The organism is Flagellimonas amoyensis (genome assembly GCF_003058265.1).
Classification (GTDB): domain Bacteria; phylum Bacteroidota; class Bacteroidia; order Flavobacteriales; family Flavobacteriaceae; genus Flagellimonas; species Flagellimonas amoyensis.
The window spans coordinates 317,457-338,773 of sequence record NZ_QBUK01000004.1 but is presented as its reverse complement, the minus strand read 5'-3'; the positions used below and the strand labels follow the sequence as shown (position 1 = coordinate 338,773).

Genomic DNA, 21,317 nt, shown 5'->3' with positions numbered 1-21,317 from the left:
CCGTTATAATTGCAACTTAAATTGGGGATTTTATATGATTATTTTTCAGGAAGCAACGGAAGGAACCGAGGCAATGGCCTCTATTTCAGAAGAGAAGACCCTTTCCGTAATAGACCTTATTGTGAATGGAGGTACAGGGAGCATTGTGATCATCATGGTGCTTTTCGTGCTGCTCTTTGTGGCCATGTACATTTATTTTGAACGCATTTTTGCCATAAAGGCAGCGTCCAAAATCGACAAAAACTTCATGAACCAGATTCGTGACCACGTCATGAACGGAAAGTTGGAGGCGGCCAAATTGCTTTGCGCCCAAACCGATTCTCCCGTGGCGCGGCTTACGGAAAAAGGAGTGTCCAGAATAGGCAAACCTTTGGACGACATCAACACCGCTATTGAGAATGCGGGTACGCTTGAAGTTTACAAACTGGAGAAAAACGTGAGCGTACTGGCCACTGTGGCAGGAGCGGCACCCATGATCGGGTTCTTGGGAACCGTGATCGGGATGATCTTGGCCTTCCACGAAATGGCAAGTAGCGGCGGACAGGCCGAAATGGGGTCGTTGGCATCGGGTATCTATACCGCGATGACCACAACGGTTGCCGGATTGGTCGTGGGAATCATTGCGTACATAGGGTACAACCACTTGGTGAACAGGACGGACAAAGTAGTCCATCAGATGGAGGCCAATGCAGTGGAGTTCTTGGACCTATTGAACGAACCCATATAGCATTCTGCCATGAAACTGAAGGGAAGGAACAAGATAAGCCCGGAATTCAGCATGTCATCCATGACGGACATTGTGTTCCTGTTGTTGGTGTTCTTCATGCTGACCTCCAATGCACCCAACGCGCTGGATTTGCTTTTGCCGAAGGCGAAAGGAAAATCTACCAACACACAGAATGTTTCGGTGACCATAAACAAGGACCTGAACTATTTTGTGAACAATCAGCAGATCAACAAAGAATACATTGAAATTGAATTAAAAAAGGCACTTGAAGGTCAAGACAAGCCTACCATCATCCTAAGGGCAGAAGAAAGCGTGGCCATCAAAGAAGCGGTCAACGTTATGGACATTGCCAATAGGAACAATTACAAGGTGATCTTGGCTGTGCGGCCAAAGTAATGTCATTTTTAGATACGAGACACAAGAAAAAATCCTTCACGCTTACCACATTGCTGTTGAGCGGGCTTTTGCTATTGCTTTTTTACATAGGCCTTACCTATCTTGACCCGCCCATTGAAAATGGGATTGCGGTGAATTTTGGGACCATGGATTTTGGCAGTGGAGAAGTCCAACCCAAAGAAAAAATAAGGTCCGAGCCGCAAGAAGTGGTTAGCGAACCCGTGCAGCAGGTGCAAGAAGTGCAGCCACAGGAGGAAACTGTGGAAGAAGCTCCAGTGGAAAAGGTCCTGACCAGTGACAATGAAGAGAGCATCAAGATAAAGCAGCAGCAAGAAGCCAAACGCAAGACCGATGAGGCAGCCGAAAAGGCCAAGGCTGAAGCCGATCGGATTGCCAAGGAGAAAAGGGATGCCGAAGAAAAAAAGCGGCAGGAACAGCAGGCCAAGAAAGACAAGTTAGATGCCCTTATTGGAGGCGTTGCAAAATCTGATGGTACCGCCACAGGCAGTGAGGGCGATGACAATAAAGCGGGGGACAAGGGCCAACCTGATGGTGATCCATACGCGCCTACTTATTATGGTGCTCCAGGAGTTGGAAATGGAGGTTCTGGTTATGGTTTAAGAGGAAGAACTTTATCGAATCAAGGAAAAGTTCCGCAAGATTGCAATGAAGAGGGAGTAGTATGGGTTAAGATTACTGTTGATAAATCAGGTAGAGTGATCAATGCTGAGCCCGGTGTCAAAGGAACCACCAATAATGCACCATGCCTATTGGAGCCAGCTAAAAGAACGGCAATGCTCCACAAATGGAATGCCGATTCCAAAGCTCCAAATGAGCAGATCGGGTTTGTAGTGGTCAACTTTAAACTGGGGCAGTAGTGACCTATAAGGAAACTCTGGACTGGATGTTCGGCCAGTTGCCCATGTACCAGCAAAAAGGTGCCGCGGCCCTGAACGCCAAGTTGGACAACATCATCCTTTTTTCCGATGTTTTGGGCAATCCCCACACCAAGTTCAAGACCATCCATGTGGCCGGGACCAACGGAAAAGGGTCCAGTAGTCATATGTTGGCCTCGATACTCCAAGAGGCAGGCTACAAAGTAGGGCTGTACACCTCGCCACATCTCAAGGATTTTAGGGAACGCATCAAGATCAATGGTAAACCCGTGGAGAAGAAGTTCGTGAAAGAATTTATCGATGGGAACAAAACCTTTTTGGAGTATCACAGACTGTCTTTTTTTGAAATGACCGTGGGGATGGCCTTTCGCTATTTTGCCAAGGAGGAGGTGGATGTTGCTGTTGTTGAAGTGGGACTGGGCGGACGATTGGACTCTACCAATATCATAACCCCTGAAGTGTCCCTCATTACCAATATAGGACTCGACCACACCCAGATTTTGGGCGACACACTACAAAAAATCGCTTTGGAAAAGGCGGGAATCATCAAGCCCAATGTGCCTGTGGTGATCAGTGAACGACAACCCGAGACCGAGACCATTTTCAACTTGATTGCCCATCAATTGAAGTCCAAGATCGTTTTTGCGGACGAACTTTCCCATCCGACCTATGTGACAGATTTGTTGGGAGATTATCAAGAACGAAACATGAAAGGGGTTTTGGCCTGTATCCGACAGTTGGAAAGTTTCGAGATTTCCGAAGATCATATTTTCAATGGTTTGAAGAGGGTAGTGGCCAATACGGGACTGATGGGGAGATGGCAGATTTTGAAGGAAAACCCATTGGTGGTCTGCGATACGGCCCATAACAAGGAAGGACTTTTGTGGGTGTTGCAACAGGTGAAAAGGCAACAATACAGACAATTGCATATCGTGTTGGGTTTTGTGAGCGATAAAGATGTGAAGGGGGTATTGCAGATGTTTCCCAAAGAAGCTAAATACTACTTCGTGAAGCCGAATATTTCTCGGGGCATGGCTGTGGAAGAATTGGCATCATTGGCCTCGCAACAGGGCCTTGATGGCAAAACCTACAAGACGGTAAAGAAAGGATTGAAAGCGGCCCTTGCTGCTGCGGAAACGGAAGATATGGTCTATGTGGGTGGAAGTACTTTTGTCGTTGCTGAAGTAGTTTGATTTTTTTCTTTCTTTTTGTTTTTTTAATCAAAAACTGTGTTATATTTGCACTCCAATTCAGGAAAATAATTGGGCGCTTAGCTCAGCTGGTTCAGAGCACCTCGTTTACACCGAGGGGGTCGGGGGTTCGAACCCCTCAGCGCCCACAACATCAAAAGCGGTCAAATCACAAGATTTGACCGCTTTTTTTTGCCCGAAATCCAAGGCTCCTTTTTGGGGATTGTCAAGCCAAACAAAAATAACGAAGCCCAAAATTTACTTGATCAAGGCACTGGGAGAGCGACCAAATTGTTTTTTGAAACATTTGCTAAAGTAAAAGGGGTCTTTAAAGCCAACCATGTCCGCCACTTCGGAAACATTGTAATTCCGGGTACGCAACAGATGGGCAGATTTTTTTAGGCGTATGGTCTTGATGAACTCATTTGGGGAAAGATCGGTAAGTTCCGTTATTTTACGATAGAGTTTGGAGGAACTTAAGCCCAATTCCTTGCAAATAAAGCTGGAGGAAAGTTCCGAATCATCAATATTTTCCTCGATCAAATCTTTGATTTTGGTGATCAATTCAATATCTATCTGTGAGTGCGCCAAAGTCAACACATCACTTTCTACCTCACCTGAAAATTTTTGTTTTAGATCGAAATGGTTCTTAAGGATATTGTCAATGCGGGTCTTTAAAAGTGAAGGGTCAAAAGGTTTCACCAAATATCCGTCAACACCGATCTTATAGCCATTGATCCTGTTCTCGTTTTCTGCAAGTGCCGTGAGGAGCACTACGGGAATATGGCTGAGGTTTTCGTCCTTTTTCAGTTCTTTTACAAATTCAAAGCCATCCATTTTAGGCATCATTACATCTGCCACGCAGAGGGTCGGCTTTATTTTTCTACAGATCTTTAAGCCTTCTTTCCCGTTTTCGGCCTCGTATACCTTATAAAAATCAGAAAGATATTCCACTACATATTTTCGTAGTTCCGCATTGTCCTCAATGATCAATATCTTTTGCTTGACCTCAACATTGTTCTTGTTCGTTGGAGCGCTTTTGAACGAAGCCTCCAATTTTTTAATGGGAATCAAGGCATCATCAATAATGTCCTTGTTAGGAGGAAAATCGCCCAGTTCTTTTTTGGAAAAGGCCGATTTGTGAACGGGAAGTACCACTGTGAACACACTTCCTTTGCCGGGCTGGCTCTCTACCTTTATTTCCCCCTTGTGGATTTCCACCAACGATTTTACCAGGGATAGGCCAATGCCGGTGCCCGTAGAGTTGCCCGTGCCGTTCTGGACTTGGTAAAACCTGGAAAAAATACGCTCTTGGCTCTCCAGAGGTATACCGATACCGTCATCACTTACTTCAATGACCAATTTTTTGTGGGTCTCGTTTTCCTTGAATCCGATGAACAGATCCACATTTCCATACTCGTTGGTAAATTTTAGGGCATTGGACAACAGGTTGAAAAGGATCTTATTGTATTTGTCGATATCGATCCAACATTTCATGGAACTTTCCTCCACATTCAGGTTTAAGGTGATGTTTTTCGCATGGGCCACTTCCACGAAGGAGTTCAATATGTTCTCCGTTCGGACCAGAATGTCTGTTTTGAAGACTTTTAGGGCCAATTCCCCTGTTTCGGCCCTTCTAAAGTCCAAGATCTGGTTCACCAAGCGCAACAATCGCTCTGCGTTTTGCTGAATAAGATTTCCCCGGCCTTTGGAATAGGGACTGAGTTCTTCCTGCTCCAACAGCTGTTTTACCGGTCCAAGGATCAAGGTCAAGGGAGTTCTCAGTTCATGGGATATGTTGGTGAAAAAGCGCAGTTTCTCATTGTTCAATTTTTCATCCCGTTCCCGCTGTACCTTTTCCATCAAAAGCTCCCGTTTCAATTTGAGGCGGGAGCGGATCTGCTTTCTGGCAAAGAAGGTGATCAATCCCAGTACCAGGGCTATCAATCCCAGACCCTTGCCCGTCAACCAAAAAATAGGCAAAACGGTGATCTCATAAGTTGACGTTTCACTCCAGTTGCCGTCACTGTTCCTTGAGCGTACCTCAAACGTGTAATCTTTTGACGGCAGGTTGGTGTATTGTACGGTCCTTGAGTCGCTGGTGGTCTCTATCCAATGTTCATCGAAACCTGAAAGCCTATATTGAAACCTGTTCAATCTTTCATTGGTGTAGGAGGGCGATGAGAATTGGAAGGATATGTTTCTGTTCTTATAGTCCAAAACCATACGTTTGGAAAAGTTCAGGTCCATTTCCAAGGGAACCTGCCCGTTGATGTCCAATCCAGGAAACACTTCCTTGTTCTGAATTTTAAAGCTCGTGATCACCGGAGGCGGCACATAGGTGTTCTCTTTGATTGTATTTGGCTCAAAGTAGATGATCCCGTTTTGTGCGCCCACATAGATCCGGGAATCGTTAAATTCAAAAAAACCGTTCCTACTAAAAACATCCAACCTGTTTCCACTTTCAATATGGTAGAAATGTACCTCATCGGAATGTGGTTCGTATCTGGCCAGACCATTATTGTTCATGTTCAGCCAAAGTGTTCTTGAGCTGTCAATTTCGATATCGGTGATCCACTTGCCCAATAGTTCTGCTGGGTGGGAAATCCTATCGAATTTGTCTTTTTCTGCATCGTATTTTGCAATTCCATTGCGAGTGGATACCCAAACATGGGATTCATCATCCACCAAGATATCGGTGATGTAATTGTGGGGAAGTCCCTCATTGTTTTCGGCATCACTTCTATATTGTTTGCTCATCCTTGTTTCCACATCATAATGGATCACCCCATCCTTGGTGGATAGCCAAAGCGCATTTCCCTGTCGTTTGATTTTATCAATTTCGGCATCGGGCAGTATGGCCTTTGGTCCAATGGGCACCATCGTTTTGGCATCCAAAAATCGGACACCCTCACCAAAGGAACCAACGATCAGTGTATTGGGGTCATATTTCAAGAAGGCCAGCACCGGAGAACTTATAAAGCCGATGTCCTTTATTGCTGAGCTATCGGTCACATAATCATAGATGAGGACCTTCCCGTTCCAGAGACCACAGTAGAAGATTTTTCCGTCGTCGGAATAAATGCTGGTAATGTTGTTCGTTTTATAGTGCAAGGGCACAAAACGTTCACCTTTGGAGATGAACAATCCATTATTTTTGGTGGCCACAACAAGGCGGCCATCATAGGTTTTGGAAAATCCTTTAATGGTCGGCGCCTTATTGTCTATATATAAGGAAATGTCCTTGTTGATCTTGAACTGGTTTTCATACGGATCATATTTGTCCAGACCATTTTCCGTTCCGATCCAGAGTACCCCGGAACCGTCAAAGTAAAGCGCGGAAATCAAGTTGTCGACCAAAGAGGTATCATCGGACAATATGGAAAAGTGTCGTTCAAAATCGCCTTTGGCAATGTCCTCCAAGTTCTTGCATACAATAAGTCCGCCCAGTGTGCCAAGCCAAAACTTACCATCAGGCGCCCTTGCGATCGATAGAAAATAAGGCCCAAGGTCTTCCCGGACCACATCATCTTCTATATACAGGTTCTCAAAAGTGTCCGATTGCCTGTCCAATTTATAGAGTCCTTTTCGGGTCCCTGCAAAGATGTCCGACTTATGGTCTTGGTAAATAAAATGGATGTATGGGTATTTTTCATCCGAATGGGGTACGGACAAGGTATAATTGGTGTACTGCGAAATGATCCCTTGGGCATTCAAGATAATTTTGGCGATGGAAACACCATTATAGCTTCCGATCCAAATATTACCTTCATTGTCCTCGAAGATTTCCTTGATGTAGTCATAGTTGGGAAGATTGACCTTTGTGAAGACTTTCTCCGAAACATCGTACGTAAAAAGCCCATTGTATTTGGTGCCTACCCATACCCTTTTATGGCGGTCGATATGTACCGCCCGGATCTCCTCATATGGGAAACTATCCTGGCTGCCTTTGTTGTGCAAAAAATCAACAAGTTGGTGGGTTGCCGTATTAAAAAGCAAAAGACCTTTGTTGGTGCCGATCCACATGTTGTTCGTGGTCGGGTCGAGTTGCATATCGGTTACATCCGCTTTGTAAATGTCACTATCTACGGAAGACGATAAAAGATCGGGCTTGAACTGGTATCCATCAAATCGATTTAGTCCAGAAAAAGTGCCCAACCACAGAAAACCTTGCTGGTCCTGTATGATATGCCGTACCGAATTATGGGACAGCCCGTTTTTATCATTATAATGGTTGAATTTTAAATGTTGCGCATCTACATTGAAACAGAGAACAAAAACAAGTAGGATTGCGGCGTACATTTTCATAAAAGCAGTATTTGCCATAGGCTACTAGAAATGATCAACTTGTTTTGAGTCACTTGGCCCAACTTCCCATCCCAAATGAGTATCCATGTTCAAGAATCCTGATGTAATCTGCGGGCCCTTCGGTACTGTAAAAGTGGTCAATCAAATATATTTCTTTTGGCAAGTATTCGGTTGGTTTGGACAGACCAATAGATGGAATATTTAACCAAATCCATGGAAATAAGCTTCTGCAACATGGGTTTTAGGGATCAACAAACACCATAAAATTCCATGGCATGGTAGGTTGCTGATCAAAGGCGCATGATAGACCCCAAATCCAGACACACCGCAGAGTCTCCCATAAAATTGCCCGTATCTCTTGTTCTGAATTTCCGCCAGATTTCTATTCGTCCACATCATGTTGGATGAAATATTACATGATTTTGATTGAAAATCACATTTTCTTTGAGGGCAAACAATTGTAAAATTGCTAGAAAATTAACCAAACAAACTTTAAATGAATAAGATTAAATTAGTTTTATCGACTTTCTTTCTGGTTTTATCATTTACATCTTGGTCTCAATCCACGGTGGTGTCTGGTGTTGTGTTGGACAACAACAACACGCCACTGGCAGGCGTAAATGTGGTTCAGAAAGCAACCACCAATGGTGTGGTGACCGATTTTGATGGAAAGTTCTCCATTGATGTACCTGCACAGGACGCCACTTTGGTGTTTTCGTACATTGGATTTCTGACCCAGGAAATTGAAGTGGGCGGCTCCCAAACCAATTTGAGGATTCAGATGGTGGAAGACGCGGCCTTATTGGATGAGGTGGTGATCATAGGATATGGTCAGGCCAAAAAGAGCGATCTCACAGGAGCTGTTGCATCCCTTAAAGCTTCAGACATAGCAAGAGCCAATCCCGTTTCCGCGGCCCAAGGTATCCAAGGGCAGATGGCAGGGGTCAACATCATCAAAAGAAACAATAGACCCGGTTCTGGTCTCGACATTAGGATCAGGGGGCTTAGTTCCATCGATTTCAGCAATGAACCTTTGATCGTTATCGATGGGATACAAGGTGCCGATCTGAACACGGTGAATCCCACCGATATCGAAACCATTGATATCCTAAAAGATGCTTCTTCCACGGCGATCTATGGATCACGTGGCGCAAATGGTGTGGTCATTGTTACCACCAAACGTGGTACCAAAGGGAAAATGACATTGAGCTACAATGGATATTCCGGGCTTAAGATGCCGTCCTATTTGCCAGAAATGCAAAATGCCCAACAATTTTATAAGGCAAGTACCGAAGCTAGGGTGCAGAATGGGTATGATGCCAAAGCATTCACATCAACCGAGATGGAAGTGTTGGCCTCCGGTAATGGCGTGGATTGGGTGGACGAAGTGACCCGTTCGGCGCTGCAGACCAGCCACAATGTTTCTTTGAGTGGAGGGGCAGAGAATGTCAACTACTACTTTTCCTTAGGTTATTTGAATGAGGATGGTACACTCAAAGACACTGATTTTAAAAGATATACCATCAATGGTGGGTTGGATGGCAACGTTACGGAGCAGGTCAAGGTTGGGTTCACCATGAACTATACCAATTCCTTGATCAATTTAGGTTCCCGTGAATCACTTCGTGGTGCATATAGGGCACGCCCCACAGGAGTGGTCTATTTTGATGAGATTCTGAATCCCAGTGAAAACAACGATGTGGAGCACGATGGATATGCGGTATGGATGGGAATGAACGACAAACAGGTGTTGAATCCGATCATAGAGGCCGATAGAAGAAATTTCCAGTTGGAGACCCTTAGTTCCGATTTTAGGGGGAATGCATATGTAGAGGTGACCCCATTTGAGGGATTGAGCCTAAAATCATCCCTTTCTGCAAGAAAGTATGATGCCAGGGATGGAATGTACCGTGGGACTTTCACAAAAGATCAAAGGGCGAGTTTGCCTCCAAGGGCCAACAGCAGCTACCAAGTATTGACCAATTATACGTTTGACAATATCATCAACTACCAGAAAACTTTTGGAAAAAGCAGTATAAATGCGACCGTGGCACAAAGTGCCTTCAAAGAAAGAGTGGAGGTAATGGGCCTCGATGTGGAAAATCTACCCTATGATTCATCATGGTATGCCGTCAATACCGCAGGCACCATCAACTCGGTGAATTCCAATTTGACCGAAAGGACCATTTCTTCCTATATGGGCAGGCTTGTGTATGGATTCAACGATAACAGGTATCTCTTGACCGTAACTGGAAGATGGGACGGTGCCTCGCAATTGGGTGACGGGAACAAATGGGATTTTTTCCCATCCGCGGCCTTGGCCTGGAAAATCAGTGATGAAAACTTCCTAAAAGACAGCGAGACCATATCGAATATGAAAATTAGGGTAAGTTATGGTACCGTGGGCAACAGTGCCGTTGATCCCTACAGTACCCTGACCCGACTTTTGCAGACACCATACGCCTTTGGCGAAGCTCCGGCATACGGTTTTGCCCCTGCTGCTTTGGTCGATAAGGATTTAGGATGGGAAAAAAGCAAGGAATTGAACATAGGACTTGATCTAGCTCTGTTCAATAATCGGATATCTTCCACCATAGAGGTTTATGACAGGGAGACCGTGGACCTGATTTATAGGGAACGCATCCCAACCTCGCAAGGTTTTGGGGAGTTCATCACCAATATTGGTTCGGTTTCCAATAAAGGAATAGAGGTGGCATTGAACACCAGAAACATTGTGAAGGATAAATTTACGTGGTCCACCTCTGTAAATTTCGCCAAGAACATCAATGAGGTGTTGTCCATTGGCAATAATGGAACCCTTGAAGATATTGGGTCCAACCTTTTTGTTGGTCAACCCTTAAATTCCAATTATTTCTATGAATTTGATGGTATTTGGCAATTGGATGAAGCCGAGGAAGCCGCAGTGTATGGACAGGTTCCCGGTTCTGTCAAAGTAGTGGACCAAAACCAGGACGGCAAAATCTCATCGGCCCCTGGGGAGGATGACAGGGTAATCTTGGGCTCCCAACAGCCAGACTGGACCATGGGGGTCACCAACAAATTTACCTTTGGTAACATTGACCTTTCCTTTTTGGCCTATACCGTACAAGGTGTACAATTTAGAAACAACTTTTTAAGTGGTACTATGGGAGAAGTGGGTAACGGCAGGTACAATGCCCTTAATTTGAACTATTGGACTCCCGACAACCCGACCAACGACTATTTTGGGGCCGGAATACCCAATCCTCATAGGCAGGCCATCCAGTATCAAGACGCTAGCTTTATACGTATTTCCGATATTACTTTGGGCTATACCATTCCATCACAGTTGGCTACAGATGTCCTTGGACTTCAGAACCTAAGGATTTATGCCCAAGTGATCAACCCATTCATTTTTCATGATTTTGATGGGATAGATCCTGAATTCAATTCCAGCGCCTATAACGATGATGTGTCCTCGACCACGATACTATTGGGGGTAAAATGTACTTTTTAATTTTAAAAAACAAGACATGTTTAGCAATAACAAATGTTTGTTCGTAGCCGGTATTTTTTCTTTGATCATAACATTGTCCGGTTGTAGCGAAGACTTTTTGAATGAAAACACGGTTTCCATTCAAACCACCGACACCTATTACACCACACCACAAGGGTATGAAGATTTGGTAAAATCGTGCTATACCTTATTAAGGGATATACACCAACAAAGGGAATTGGTACTTCCCGGTACCGATATCTTCACCAATGCAAATTGGATAGATGGCGCAGGGGATGCTTTCAATACCTATGATGTTAGACTCAATTCCTCCGTGGACGAACTCCAGGACCTATGGGATTTGTTATATCGTGAGGTATACAGGACCAATACCGTAATTTCCCGCCAAGGCAATGTGGAGGGCATGGATCCGGGCATTTTGTCCATACGTGTAGCCGAAGCCAAATTTCTCCGGGCCTTCAGTTATTTCTATTTGGTACAGCAATGGGGCGATATACCCATGCCCATCGAAGAGGTCGTGACCTCATCCCGTGAAGTGATCAAAATAAGCTCCAGCGAAGTTTATGACCAGATCATTTCCGACCTGGAGGAAGCTGAATCGGTTTTGCCTGTGAGCAGCCTCGATTATGGCCGGGCAACCAAAGGCGCCGCACAATTTTTATTGGCCAGGGTGCATTTGACCAGAGGTTGGAACTTCAATAATGCACTGGGAGGTACTCCTGCCGATTTTGAAAAGGCCCGGGAGTATGCCGATCAGGTCATTTCCGCGTATCCTTTGGCAACGGAGTATTCCGATTTGTTCCCACAAAGATCGGAAAACCCTTTGTTCGAAACATTTCCGGCACAGGATGATCAAAATCCTGAAATTGTTTTTGCCGTGCAGTTTGTGGATGATCCCATCACCAATTTTGGAGACCCGTCCAATAGTGATCGATTGGAAGGGAACGACTACCATTCCATATTCGGCGGATCACCGGATATTGTAGGTTCTGAAGGAAGGACCAGTACCTATAACAGATTTCTGCAAATTCATTTGGCCACACCGACCATGTATCGACTCTATGATCCAACCCTTGACAGAAGGTATCACCATAATTTCGTGGATGTTCAATACGCTTTGGTGAACGTGAACAATTTTGTGCCAGATCCAGCCAATCCATCAGAGACCATCAACATTATGAGAGGGGATTCCGTGCTCTATTTTCGACCTTGGAACGACCCAGCCTCGCTTTCAGATAAAGGGTTGGATGTTGGAGGAACCAAACCATATGCCGTGCTGAATGCCGATGAATATGGTGACAACGATCGAACCCCTTTTCATGGGGTGGACATTACACCAATGATGTGGAAGTTTTGGCAGCCGGGCATTGAGTATGGCGATGCCTTCGGAACCTTCGATTTTGCTTTGTTCCGTTCGGCCGAAGCCTATCTCATTGCGGCGGAAGCCATCTTAAAAGGAGCATCCAACGGAAATTTAGGAGGAGCCGAAAATTATTACAACAGTATTGTGGACAGGGCATTGGGCACCGATAGCGGCATGACTCCCCTGCAAGCGTTGCACCCAGAAGATGTTGCTTCACTCGAAACAGTCTCTTACCGTGCAGCGGGCAACCTGACCATCGATATGATCTTGGATGAAAGAGCAAGGGAACTGATGGGCGAATATTGTAGATGGTTCGATTTAAAAAGGACCGGAAAACTCATTGAGAATACACTCTTGAGAAACCCCATTGCACGTCGGTCGGCAACCATGGACGAAAAGCACTACCTGCGCCCATTTCCACAGGCGGAGATAGATCGTTCCGTGCCCAGGATCGACAATAACCCGGGGTATTAAGAAATCTGAGGCATATCAGCCATAAACAATTGAAATCAATGAAGAATAGAGTTGGAATCACCTTTTTTGTAGTACTGTTCCTTAGTGTGAACTTGCTTTCGGCACAGGAGTATATGATTACCGATTTTGGTGCCAAACCCGATGGAACCACATTGAACACCAAGGCAATTCAATCGGCCATCGATAAAGTCAGCAAAAAAGGAGGGGGAAAGATCATTTTTCCAAGCGGGGAATTCCTTTCCGGATCCATCAGCCTGAAGAGCAATATAGAATTGCATCTTCAAAAAGGATCGGTCTTGTTGGGTAGTACCAACCCCGATGATTATGGACAGGGTGATCCCAACGGGCCAGATCTTGATAAAATCAAAGTGACTCCCTCAAGAATGGCCCTCATCGTTGCAAATAACGTCAATAATATTGCGTTAACGGGCCAAGGTACCATCGATGGACAGGGAATGGCTTTGGCCGTGACCATAGATAGTCTGCACCACTTGGGCGTTCGGAGGGTCCATAATTACAATTACCGAAGAATGCGTCCAAATGAAGGTTCGCGGCCCATGCTCTTTGCATTTACCGAATCCAAGGAAATCACAGTGACGGGCCTACATCTCAAAAATAGCGCCTGCTGGGGTCTGTTCTTTGAACGCTGCTCGGACATGGTGCTGGACAGTCTCAAGGTCACCAACCGTGCGTTTTGGAACAATGATGGAATGGACATCACCGACTGTAAAAATGTAAAGGTCACCAATTGTGACTTGGATACCGCTGACGATGGAATCTGTTTGAAATCCCATACGCCGGGCTATTTCAATGATAACATCTATGTGGCCAACTGCACCATACGAAGTAGTGCCAGTGCCGTCAAATTTGGTACGGCATCACATGGGGGATTCAAGAACATCACCATAGAGAACATCAAGGTCTTTGATACCTTTCGTTCGGCCATTGCCATTGAAAGCGTGGATGGAGGGGATATTGAGAATATAAAAGTTTCCAACGTCATTGCAGAGAATACAGGGAATGCCATTTTTATACGACTTGGGCACCGTGCTGGAGAAAAGCCGGGGACCATCAAGAATGTGTATATCAAGGACGTAAAGGTGCAGATGCCCTTTGGAAGACCGGATATCGATTATGATCTCCGTGGTCCTGAAGTGGATTTTTTCCACAACCCATTTCCATCATCCATTGTCGGTATTCCAGGCCACAATGTCCAGGATGTGACCTTGGAGAATATCGATATCAGTTACCCAGGGCGGGCTTCAAAAGCTATGGGCTATATCCCTTTGAACGACTTGGACCGAGTGCCGGAGAAAATCGATGATTATCCTGAATTTTCCATGTTTGGCGAATTGCCCGCTTGGGGATTCTATGTTCGCCATGCAGAAGGGGTGACGTTTAAAAATGTGACCATCAATGCCCGAAATGCGGATTTTCGTCCTGCCTATGTTTTTGACAGTGTGCAAAATATTTCGATCACGGACAGTGATGTGGTCCCTGTATCCACCACAGACCAATTGGTGCTGAAGGATGCCAAAAACATTTCGATTTCCAATGTAAAGGTAGATGGAAGATCCATTGCCAAAATACCGGTCTATGGGATCACCCTCGGTTTAGAAGGAATTGAATCGCTTGATTAAACACAAACAAATTGGCATTTTCAGACTTCATCGGTTGAAGAAGTGCACCAGAAAAGAGATTTCCAACGAATGAACAAATTAGGTCCCATAAAACACTTTTTCAGATTTTTTTTGATTGTACTATTCCTTGTTTCCGTTCAACTTGTGAAAGGGCAAAACAGCAAGGAAAAGATGCCGGTAGATTTGGTGTATCCACAATTGGATACCGAGAATTCCCGATGGTTTTTCTTCTCTTCGGCATGCAGGCCTTTTGGAATGGTCAATTTAAGCCCCGATACGGAAACGGATGGTGCTTGGGGAAGTGGCTATCGCTACAAGGTTGATAGCATAAGGGGATTCAGTCATATCCACGCTTGGCAGCTTTCCGGGCTTTCGGTGATGCCCATCGATTTGGGGAAAATTGATATGGAAACGACGCAGAAGGATTATTCCTCTTCCTTTGACCACGCCAAAGAAGAAGTCTCCCCAGGCTACCACAAACTCCATTTGGATCGGTACGATATCGATGTGGAACTGACCAGCACCAAGAGGGTCGGGTTTCATCAGTACGATTTCAATACGGAAAATGGTGCAATCGTCATCAACCTGAGTGGTCAATTGGGGCCATCAAAGATTGAGGGAGGGTCATTGGAACAGGTTGGTCCAGGGATTTTTGAAGGGGAGCTCACCAATGCGCCGACCATTAGGAGGCCCAAACCCACAAAGGTGTTTTTTAGGATAGTCTTGGACAGGGATGTCGAGGAAGTATCGAATCCATGGGGCGATGGAAAATTCATCCTAAAACTTAAGGGAGGTACAGGAAAGGTAAAAATGAAAGTAGCCCTTTCCTACACTTCGAAGGAAAATGCAAAATTCAACCTTGAACACGAATTGCCGCACTGGAATTTTGAACAAATCGTGCAAGATTCACGAGTGGAGTGGAACCAATTATTGGGAAGGATAAAGATAGAAGGGGGTACCGATGAGCAACAGCGCAGATTTTATACGGATTTATGGCATGCCCTTCAAGGTCGCCGTACCATCAGCGATGCCAATGGCCAATATCCGGACAATACCGGGGATGTCTTTAGGATCGGACAGCTTCCCCTTTCCAAAAGTGGAGAGCCGCTGTTTGACCATTTCAACTCCGATTCCTTTTGGGGTGCACAATGGACTATAAATACCTTATGGCAACTTGCCTATCCGGAAATTGCGGAATCCTTTGTCAATTCCCTGCTTCAATATTATAAAGATGGAGGTTTGGTGCCGAGAGGCCCTGCAGGGGGAAACTACACCTATGTGATGACCGGGGCGAGCAGCACTCCTTTTATTGTAGGGGCGTATCAAAAAGGCATCCGAGGTTTTGATTTCGATTTGGCCTACGAAGCGCTCAAGAAGAACCATATGCCCGGTGGCATGATGGACAAGGCCGGCTATGAGCACAATACCTCCCTGGGAGGCGGTCTGGCCCATTACATCAAGGATGGCTATGTGCCCTATCCGATACCGGAAGGTGATTTTGGCTATCATCAGAACGGTCCGACCCTGACTTTGGAGTATGCCTATCAGGATTGGTGCCTTGCACAGTTTGCCAAGGCATTGGACAAAAAGGAAGATCATGGGTATTTTATGGCCCGGTCCAAAAACTATCAAAACGTATTTGACACAGCCACTGGATGGGTCCGTCCCAAAAACAAAACTGGGGAATGGCTTGAACCGTATGACCCCTTTAACCACGGAATCGGATTTTCTGAAGCCAATGGCGCACAGAACACATGGTTTGTGCCTCACGACTTAGAGGGACTCTCCGAACTCATGGGGGGAAAGGCCAAGGCGGTCGCCAAACTCAACCAACAGTTTGAGGAGGCCAAAAAACTGGGGTTCACTTCTGGCACCTCGCATGCCCAAGAGCTACATCCCGAATATTCACGAATCCCGATCAATTATGGGAACCAGCCTTCCATACAGACGGCATTCATATTCCAGCATTTGGGGAGACCTGATCTTACACAGTATTGGGCGAAAGAGGTCGCGAATACGGTGTACCAAGGATTGACCCCTGCCCGTGGTTACAATGGTGATGAAGACCAAGGATTGATGGGCTCCCTTGCGGTTTTGATGAAAATAGGATTGTTTCAAATGACGGGGGGCACGGAAATGGAACCGATGTATCAAATTACTGGACCCATCTTTGACAGGGTCGAGATTGAACTGAATCCTGACTACTATGAAGGAAAATCAATCGTGATTCAGGCAGAAAACAACGAAAAACAAAATCCCTATATCAAAACGGCAAGTTTCAATGGAAAAAAAGTGAAGGACTTCACCTTGAGCCATGACCTGCTAGTGCGTGGGGGTACACTACAGCTCAAGATGTCCCCTCAGCCACCAAATCATAAAAATCATTCCAGTAATTAAAAAGGAACACATTGAAAATAAGCAATCAAAGCATGTGGTCGTTTACGGCCTCACTGGCAGGGTTTTTATTCGGATTTGACACAGTGGTCATCTCCGGGGCCAACCTGCCCATCAAAGAACTTTGGGACACGAGTCCTTGGTTCCACGGTACCTTCATCATGTCCATGGCGCTTTGGGGTACGGTATTGGGATCTTTGTTGGGAGGAATCCCAAGTCAACGATTGGGTCGAAAGAAAACACTCATATGGATCGGGGCACTGTATTTTATTTCCGCAATTGGCTCTGGGCTCGCCCCAGACCCCTATTCCTTCTCATTTTTCAGGTTCATTGGAGGATTGGGGGTAGGTGCATCCACAGTGGCAGGACCGATGTACATATCCGAGATATCCACGGCAAAGAACAGGGGAAGGTTGGTGGCGTTGTATCAATTCAACCTGGTTCTGGGTATTTTGATCGCTTTCTTTTCCAATTACCTGTTGAAGGGATTCGATGGGGACAATGATTGGCGTTGGATGATGGGCGTGGAAGGGATTCCTGCGGCCATTTATTTTGTGTCGGTCTTTTTCATACCCAATAGTCCACGGTGGTTGGTCACGGAAAAACAGGATAAAGATCGTGCACGGGAAGTATTGGAAAAGATGGGGGTCGATAATGTGGAAGAAGAGCTTCAAAGGATAGAAGATGCGGAATCCATCGAGGAAAAACAGGAAGGGACCATTTTCATCAAATACAGAAAACCTTTGCTGTTGGCCTTTCTTATCGCGTTCTTCAACCAACTCTCCGGAATCAATTTTGTGTTGTATTACGCCCCGGAAATTTTGGAGATTGCCGGGCTTGCCACAAAGGAATCCCTTTTCAATTCGATAGCAATTGGGGGTATAAACTTGATATTCACTTTTGTGGGGATCAGCCTCATCGATCGCATTGGAAGACGGCAACTTCTGATCATCGGTTCTGTTGGCTACATTTCCAGTCTGTTGATGATAGCCCTTTCGTTTTATGCAGATCTCGGTGCAGGCGTGCTCTTGGCTTCGATCATGGCTTTCATTGCATCACATGCCATAGGCCAGGGTGCGGTCATTTGGGTGTTCATCGCCGAAATATTTCCGAACCATGCCAGGGCATATGGCACCTCGTGGGGTACCGGGACGCATTGGGTCTTTGCGGCCTTGATCACTTTGCTGGGCCCCGTGGTCATTGCTGTTTTCAAAGAAAACCCTTGGCCCATTTTTGTGATTTTCGCGGTCATGATGGTGTTCCAATTGCTGTTTGCCCTCTTCATGATGCCCGAGACCAAAGGGGTTTCCCTTGAGGACATCCAAAAGAAATTGGGCATCTAAGGATGCATTGGCCATATGAAATTTTGAGTGGTTTAGTTTAGTTTTTTGTTAGGGGAAATCCAATCCAAATATATGGGTTGGATTTCTTGCTTTATGAAAAACAGGAATGGTTGCGATCGGTGCCTAATTGGGGTATGGATAAATTTCTTGGGTTCATGACCATGATGGTTCCCAACTTTTTTAGTTGCTTTGCACTATGATTGCCACAATTTGCAGAAAGGCCCATTTTAATGCAGCGCATAGGCTCCATAATCCCAAATGGAGCAAGGAAAAGAACATCGAAGTTTTTGGTAAGTGCAATAGCCCCAGCTATCACGGCCATAACTTCGACCTTGAGGTGCGCATCAAAGGGGAGGTGGATCCAGATACCGGTTTTGTGATGGATCTGGCCGTGTTGGGAGATTTGATAAGGGATGAGGTGGAGGAGCGTTTCGACCACAAAAACCTCAATGAGGACTGTCCGGAGTTCCAGGACCTGCTGCCCACCACGGAACATTTTGTGAAGGTCATCTACGACATTTTGAAACCCAAGTTGAAAAAAGGCCAACTGCTGCAAATTATTCTGCACGAAACACAAAAGAATTCGGCAGAGTATGGAGATTGGTAACTTTTTTCCGATATTGCACCGCTTTTCAATGGGATATTAGCTCAGTTGGTTTAGAGCGCTGCCTTGACAGGGCAGAGGTCACTGGTTCGAATCCAGTATATCCCACTTTTCTACTCATATTTAGCTACCTTTTTTATTAATTTTTGGTTACTGCGCTCCAAGCGTTCGTTTTGGTGCCGTAATCGGGCCAACGCCTTTTGTATAGCTTGTAGGCTTTCTTGTTGTAGGCCAATGATTTCTTCCAGGTCTGATTTGGTGAAGGTTTTACTCATAGTGAACGTTTATATTCAAAAAATACTTTAAAGTGCTAAAATGAATCTTTAAAAGCAATATAAAGATATTTAAAATATTTTAATGAATATAATAAAGCATAAAATTAAGTGAATTTCATGTGGGTCCAAGTGGCTATTTTTGAGATGAAACACCGTCCCATATGGAAAAAGAAGTATTCAATCGTATTAAAGCAGTTTTGGCTGAAAAAGGAAAAACCAATAATTGGTTGGCGGATGAATTGAATATGAATCGAACTACAATTTCAAAATGGTGCCGGAATGATATGCAGCCAAGGGTTGAAACCTTGTTTCAGATTGCCAATGCATTGGGTGTGGATGTACGGGAGCTTTTGGTCTCGACCAAATAAAGTTTAAATAAACGATAAGGTGTTATTTTGAAATCAATAAATACCATATTTATACTATTGGCATTTCTTTTTTTGGGTGCATGTGCTTCATATGTTCGACCGATTGACAATATTAGAGATATAGTGAACTATCAGGGGAACATCCGACTTGATTCGGCATTGAAGCCCGATTGTTTTAATTCAACTATTGATTATGTTGGTGTTCTGGGTAACGGCAAAGCTGGTTTTGAATATTGCTACTATATTTATAAAGATAGTGGTGAACTAGTGAGAATTAAGTATTCTCACCATAATAATGGTGAAATTAAATCAGAAGGTAATTTCTATTATAAGGATGGTGATTTAATCTATGTCGAAGAAATGAATAATGAATTATTTCTTGATGAGAATTTAATTAGGGTCTATATAAAAGAAGGAAAGGCTATCAATAAGTCTAAAAGTAAAAGCAAAAGAAAATGGCGCACTGAATTAATTGAAAAGGGAATAGAACTATTTCGCAATTATAAAGTCAACTTTTAAAGAGGAAATAATTTTGTCTAAAGTGTTGGATTTACAGCAAATCCAACACCCGCTCCAAGGCCATGCCACGGGAGCCTTTGATAAGGAAAGTTCCTTTTTCCACCGGATTTTTCAGCATATGTTCCTTGAGGTCTTCAAAGGTTTTGAACTTTGGGGCCGAGGTCCGGGTCCTGAAAAAGTTTTCCCCCACAAGTAGCACGTTGTCAAATCCCAATTTCTGGGTCAGGTCGGCCAAAACTTGGTGTTCCTCTGCAGCGGTTTCGCCCAGTTCGAACATGTCCCCTATGATGAGGATTTTGTTCGTGGCGTCCATCAAACTGAAGTTTTCCAGGGCGGCTTTCATACTGGTAGGGTTGGCGTTGTAGGCGTCCAATACAATTTCGTGGCCGTTTTTGGAAATGATCTGCGAACGGTTGTTCTGGGGTTGGTATGATGCTATCGCCGTTTTGATGTCATCCAAGGGAACATTGAAATATTTTCCCATCAATATGGCGGCACAACAATTGGGGAAATTGTATTTCCCGATAAGCTGTGTCTTGATCTCCATTCCTTCGGCTTCGAGCACCACATAGGGATTGGCCCCCTTGAATGTAATGTTGTAGAATTGGTGGTCCGTTGTGCTGAACCCGATTTTTTTGAGGTAAGGGGCCAATTTTTCTTGCTGGACCGTATCGTCGGCATTCATAAAAACAAACTTGTCGTGGGCCATCAAATAATCGTACAGTTCACTTTTTCCCTTGATGACCCCTTCCAAACTGCCAAAACCTTCCAAATGTGCCTTTCCAAAATTGGTGATGTACCCAAAATCGGGCTGGGCAATTTTGCTCAGTTGGGCAATTTCACCCATATGATTGGCACCCATCTCCACAATGGCCATCTCGGTATCTTCCTTTATGGACAACAGGGTGAGCGGCACGCCGATGTGGTTGTTGAGATTGCCCTTGGTGGCAATGGTCCTGTACTTTTGGGAAATCACGGCATGGATGAGCTCTTTGGTGGTTGTTTTGCCGTTGCTGCCGGTAAGGGAAACCACTTTGGCTTTGCATTGGTTCCTATGGTATGTGGCGAGGTCTTGAAGGGTTTTCAGGACATCTTCGCACAGCACCGACCGATCTGAAGTCTTATGTTCTTCCTCATCGATGATGGCATAGGCCGCACCTTTTTCCAGGGCATCTTTGGCAAAGGCATTACCGTTGAAATTAGGGCCCTTTAAAGCGAAAAAAAGGCATCCGGGAGTAATTTTCCTAGTGTCCGTACATATAGTGGGGTGCTCTAAGAAAAGAGCGTGAAGCTGTTCCAAAGTCATGGACCGAAGATAGAAAAA

Annotated in this window: 15 protein-coding genes and 2 tRNA genes; 14 read left to right on the top strand and 3 right to left on the bottom strand. The window is 44.9% G+C overall.

Annotated features, from left to right (window positions below):
- Positions 1 to 34 precede the first annotated feature (34 nt).
- The 5 genes from DB398_RS07905 (at position 35) to DB398_RS07885 (ending at position 3,358) form a co-directional block, all read left to right on the top strand.
- On the top strand, positions 35 to 727 hold the full coding sequence (locus DB398_RS07905) for a MotA/TolQ/ExbB proton channel family protein (RefSeq protein ID WP_108423831.1): 693 nt from the start codon (positions 35 to 37) through the stop codon (positions 725 to 727).
- Positions 728 to 736: 9 nt separating this feature from the next.
- Complete coding sequence (locus DB398_RS07900) at positions 737 to 1,123, top strand: ExbD/TolR family protein (RefSeq protein WP_108423830.1); 387 nt, start codon at positions 737 to 739, stop codon at positions 1,121 to 1,123.
- Positions 1,123 to 2,001, top strand: coding sequence for an energy transducer TonB (locus tag DB398_RS07895; protein ID WP_108423829.1), 879 nt, complete (start codon positions 1,123 to 1,125; stop codon positions 1,999 to 2,001). Before DB398_RS07900 ends, DB398_RS07895 begins: the two co-directional genes overlap by 1 nt.
- On the top strand, positions 2,001 to 3,212 hold the full coding sequence (locus tag DB398_RS07890; protein WP_108423828.1) for a bifunctional folylpolyglutamate synthase/dihydrofolate synthase: 1,212 nt from the start codon (positions 2,001 to 2,003) through the stop codon (positions 3,210 to 3,212). Before DB398_RS07895 ends, DB398_RS07890 begins: the two co-directional genes overlap by 1 nt.
- Positions 3,213 to 3,283: 71 nt before the next feature.
- A tRNA-Val gene (locus DB398_RS07885) sits at positions 3,284 to 3,358 on the top strand.
- Positions 3,359 to 3,467: 109 nt separating this feature from the next.
- On the opposite strand, the gene DB398_RS07880 is transcribed toward DB398_RS07885, so the two are convergent.
- A complete protein-coding gene (locus tag DB398_RS07880) occupies positions 3,468 to 7,517 on the bottom strand; it encodes a hybrid sensor histidine kinase/response regulator transcription factor (RefSeq protein WP_108423827.1) in 4,050 nt (1,349 codons plus the stop codon).
- Between the two features lie 571 nt (positions 7,518 to 8,088).
- On the opposite strand from DB398_RS07880, the gene DB398_RS07875 reads away from it, so the two are divergent.
- From DB398_RS07875 to DB398_RS07845, 7 genes are all read left to right on the top strand, one after another.
- A complete protein-coding gene (locus DB398_RS07875) occupies positions 8,089 to 11,013 on the top strand; it encodes a SusC/RagA family TonB-linked outer membrane protein (RefSeq protein ID WP_199913368.1) in 2,925 nt (974 codons plus the stop codon).
- Between the two features lie 16 nt (positions 11,014 to 11,029).
- A complete protein-coding gene (locus DB398_RS07870) occupies positions 11,030 to 12,850 on the top strand; it encodes a RagB/SusD family nutrient uptake outer membrane protein (protein ID WP_108423825.1) in 1,821 nt (606 codons plus the stop codon).
- A gap of 38 nt (positions 12,851 to 12,888) precedes the next feature.
- A complete protein-coding gene (locus DB398_RS07865; RefSeq protein ID WP_108423824.1) occupies positions 12,889 to 14,490 on the top strand; it encodes a glycoside hydrolase family 28 protein in 1,602 nt (533 codons plus the stop codon).
- A gap of 69 nt (positions 14,491 to 14,559) precedes the next feature.
- Positions 14,560 to 16,887, top strand: coding sequence for a GH92 family glycosyl hydrolase (locus DB398_RS07860; protein WP_108423862.1), 2,328 nt, complete (start codon positions 14,560 to 14,562; stop codon positions 16,885 to 16,887).
- A gap of 17 nt (positions 16,888 to 16,904) precedes the next feature.
- Positions 16,905 to 18,227, top strand: a complete 1,323-nt coding sequence (locus tag DB398_RS07855; RefSeq protein WP_417935545.1) for a sugar porter family MFS transporter — start codon at positions 16,905 to 16,907, stop codon at positions 18,225 to 18,227.
- Between the two features lie 196 nt (positions 18,228 to 18,423).
- On the top strand, positions 18,424 to 18,834 hold the full coding sequence (locus DB398_RS07850; protein ID WP_108423822.1) for a 6-pyruvoyl trahydropterin synthase family protein: 411 nt from the start codon (positions 18,424 to 18,426) through the stop codon (positions 18,832 to 18,834).
- Between the two features lie 30 nt (positions 18,835 to 18,864).
- Positions 18,865 to 18,939 (top strand) — tRNA-Val (locus DB398_RS07845).
- Positions 18,940 to 18,944: 5 nt separating this feature from the next.
- Here DB398_RS07845 and DB398_RS18305 read toward each other — a convergent pair.
- Positions 18,945 to 19,106 carry a hypothetical protein gene (locus DB398_RS18305; RefSeq protein WP_159076349.1) on the bottom strand — a complete coding sequence of 54 codons (162 nt, stop codon included), beginning with the start codon at positions 19,104 to 19,106 and terminating at the stop codon, positions 18,945 to 18,947.
- A 161-nt stretch (positions 19,107 to 19,267) separates the two neighbouring features.
- Here DB398_RS18305 and DB398_RS07840 point away from each other — a divergent pair, with 161 nt between their 5' ends.
- The gene (locus tag DB398_RS07840; RefSeq protein ID WP_108423821.1) at positions 19,268 to 19,474 is read left to right on the top strand and encodes a helix-turn-helix transcriptional regulator; all 207 of its coding nucleotides are present in this window, start codon (positions 19,268 to 19,270) and stop codon (positions 19,472 to 19,474) included.
- 57 nt (positions 19,475 to 19,531) lie between these two features.
- Positions 19,532 to 19,993 (top strand): hypothetical protein, encoded by a 462-nt coding sequence (locus tag DB398_RS07835; RefSeq protein WP_108423820.1) that lies wholly within the window; start codon positions 19,532 to 19,534, stop codon positions 19,991 to 19,993.
- Positions 19,994 to 20,024: 31 nt separating this feature from the next.
- On the opposite strand, the gene DB398_RS07830 is transcribed toward DB398_RS07835, so the two are convergent.
- Positions 20,025 to 21,299, bottom strand: a complete 1,275-nt coding sequence (locus tag DB398_RS07830; protein ID WP_108423819.1) for a UDP-N-acetylmuramoyl-tripeptide--D-alanyl-D-alanine ligase — start codon at positions 21,297 to 21,299, stop codon at positions 20,025 to 20,027.
- Between the last annotated feature and the right edge of the window lie 18 nt (positions 21,300 to 21,317).

Coding starts and splice junctions, on each gene's coding strand:
- DB398_RS07840 (WP_108423821.1), top strand. CDS start 19,268: ATGGAAAAAGAAGTATTCAATCGTATTAAAGCAGTTTTGGCTGAAAAA.
- DB398_RS18305 (WP_159076349.1), bottom strand. CDS start 19,106: ATGAGTAAAACCTTCACCAAATCAGACCTGGAAGAAATCATTGGCCTA.
- DB398_RS07850 (WP_108423822.1), top strand. CDS start 18,424: ATGATTGCCACAATTTGCAGAAAGGCCCATTTTAATGCAGCGCATAGG.
- DB398_RS07865 (WP_108423824.1), top strand. CDS start 12,889: ATGAAGAATAGAGTTGGAATCACCTTTTTTGTAGTACTGTTCCTTAGT.
- DB398_RS07895 (WP_108423829.1), top strand. CDS start 1,123: ATGTCATTTTTAGATACGAGACACAAGAAAAAATCCTTCACGCTTACC.
- DB398_RS07860 (WP_108423862.1), top strand. CDS start 14,560: ATGAACAAATTAGGTCCCATAAAACACTTTTTCAGATTTTTTTTGATT.
- DB398_RS07900 (WP_108423830.1), top strand. CDS start 737: ATGAAACTGAAGGGAAGGAACAAGATAAGCCCGGAATTCAGCATGTCA.
- DB398_RS07870 (WP_108423825.1), top strand. CDS start 11,030: ATGTTTAGCAATAACAAATGTTTGTTCGTAGCCGGTATTTTTTCTTTG.
- DB398_RS07905 (WP_108423831.1), top strand. CDS start 35: ATGATTATTTTTCAGGAAGCAACGGAAGGAACCGAGGCAATGGCCTCT.
- DB398_RS07830 (WP_108423819.1), bottom strand. CDS start 21,299: ATGACTTTGGAACAGCTTCACGCTCTTTTCTTAGAGCACCCCACTATA.
- DB398_RS07880 (WP_108423827.1), bottom strand. CDS start 7,517: ATGAAAATGTACGCCGCAATCCTACTTGTTTTTGTTCTCTGTTTCAAT.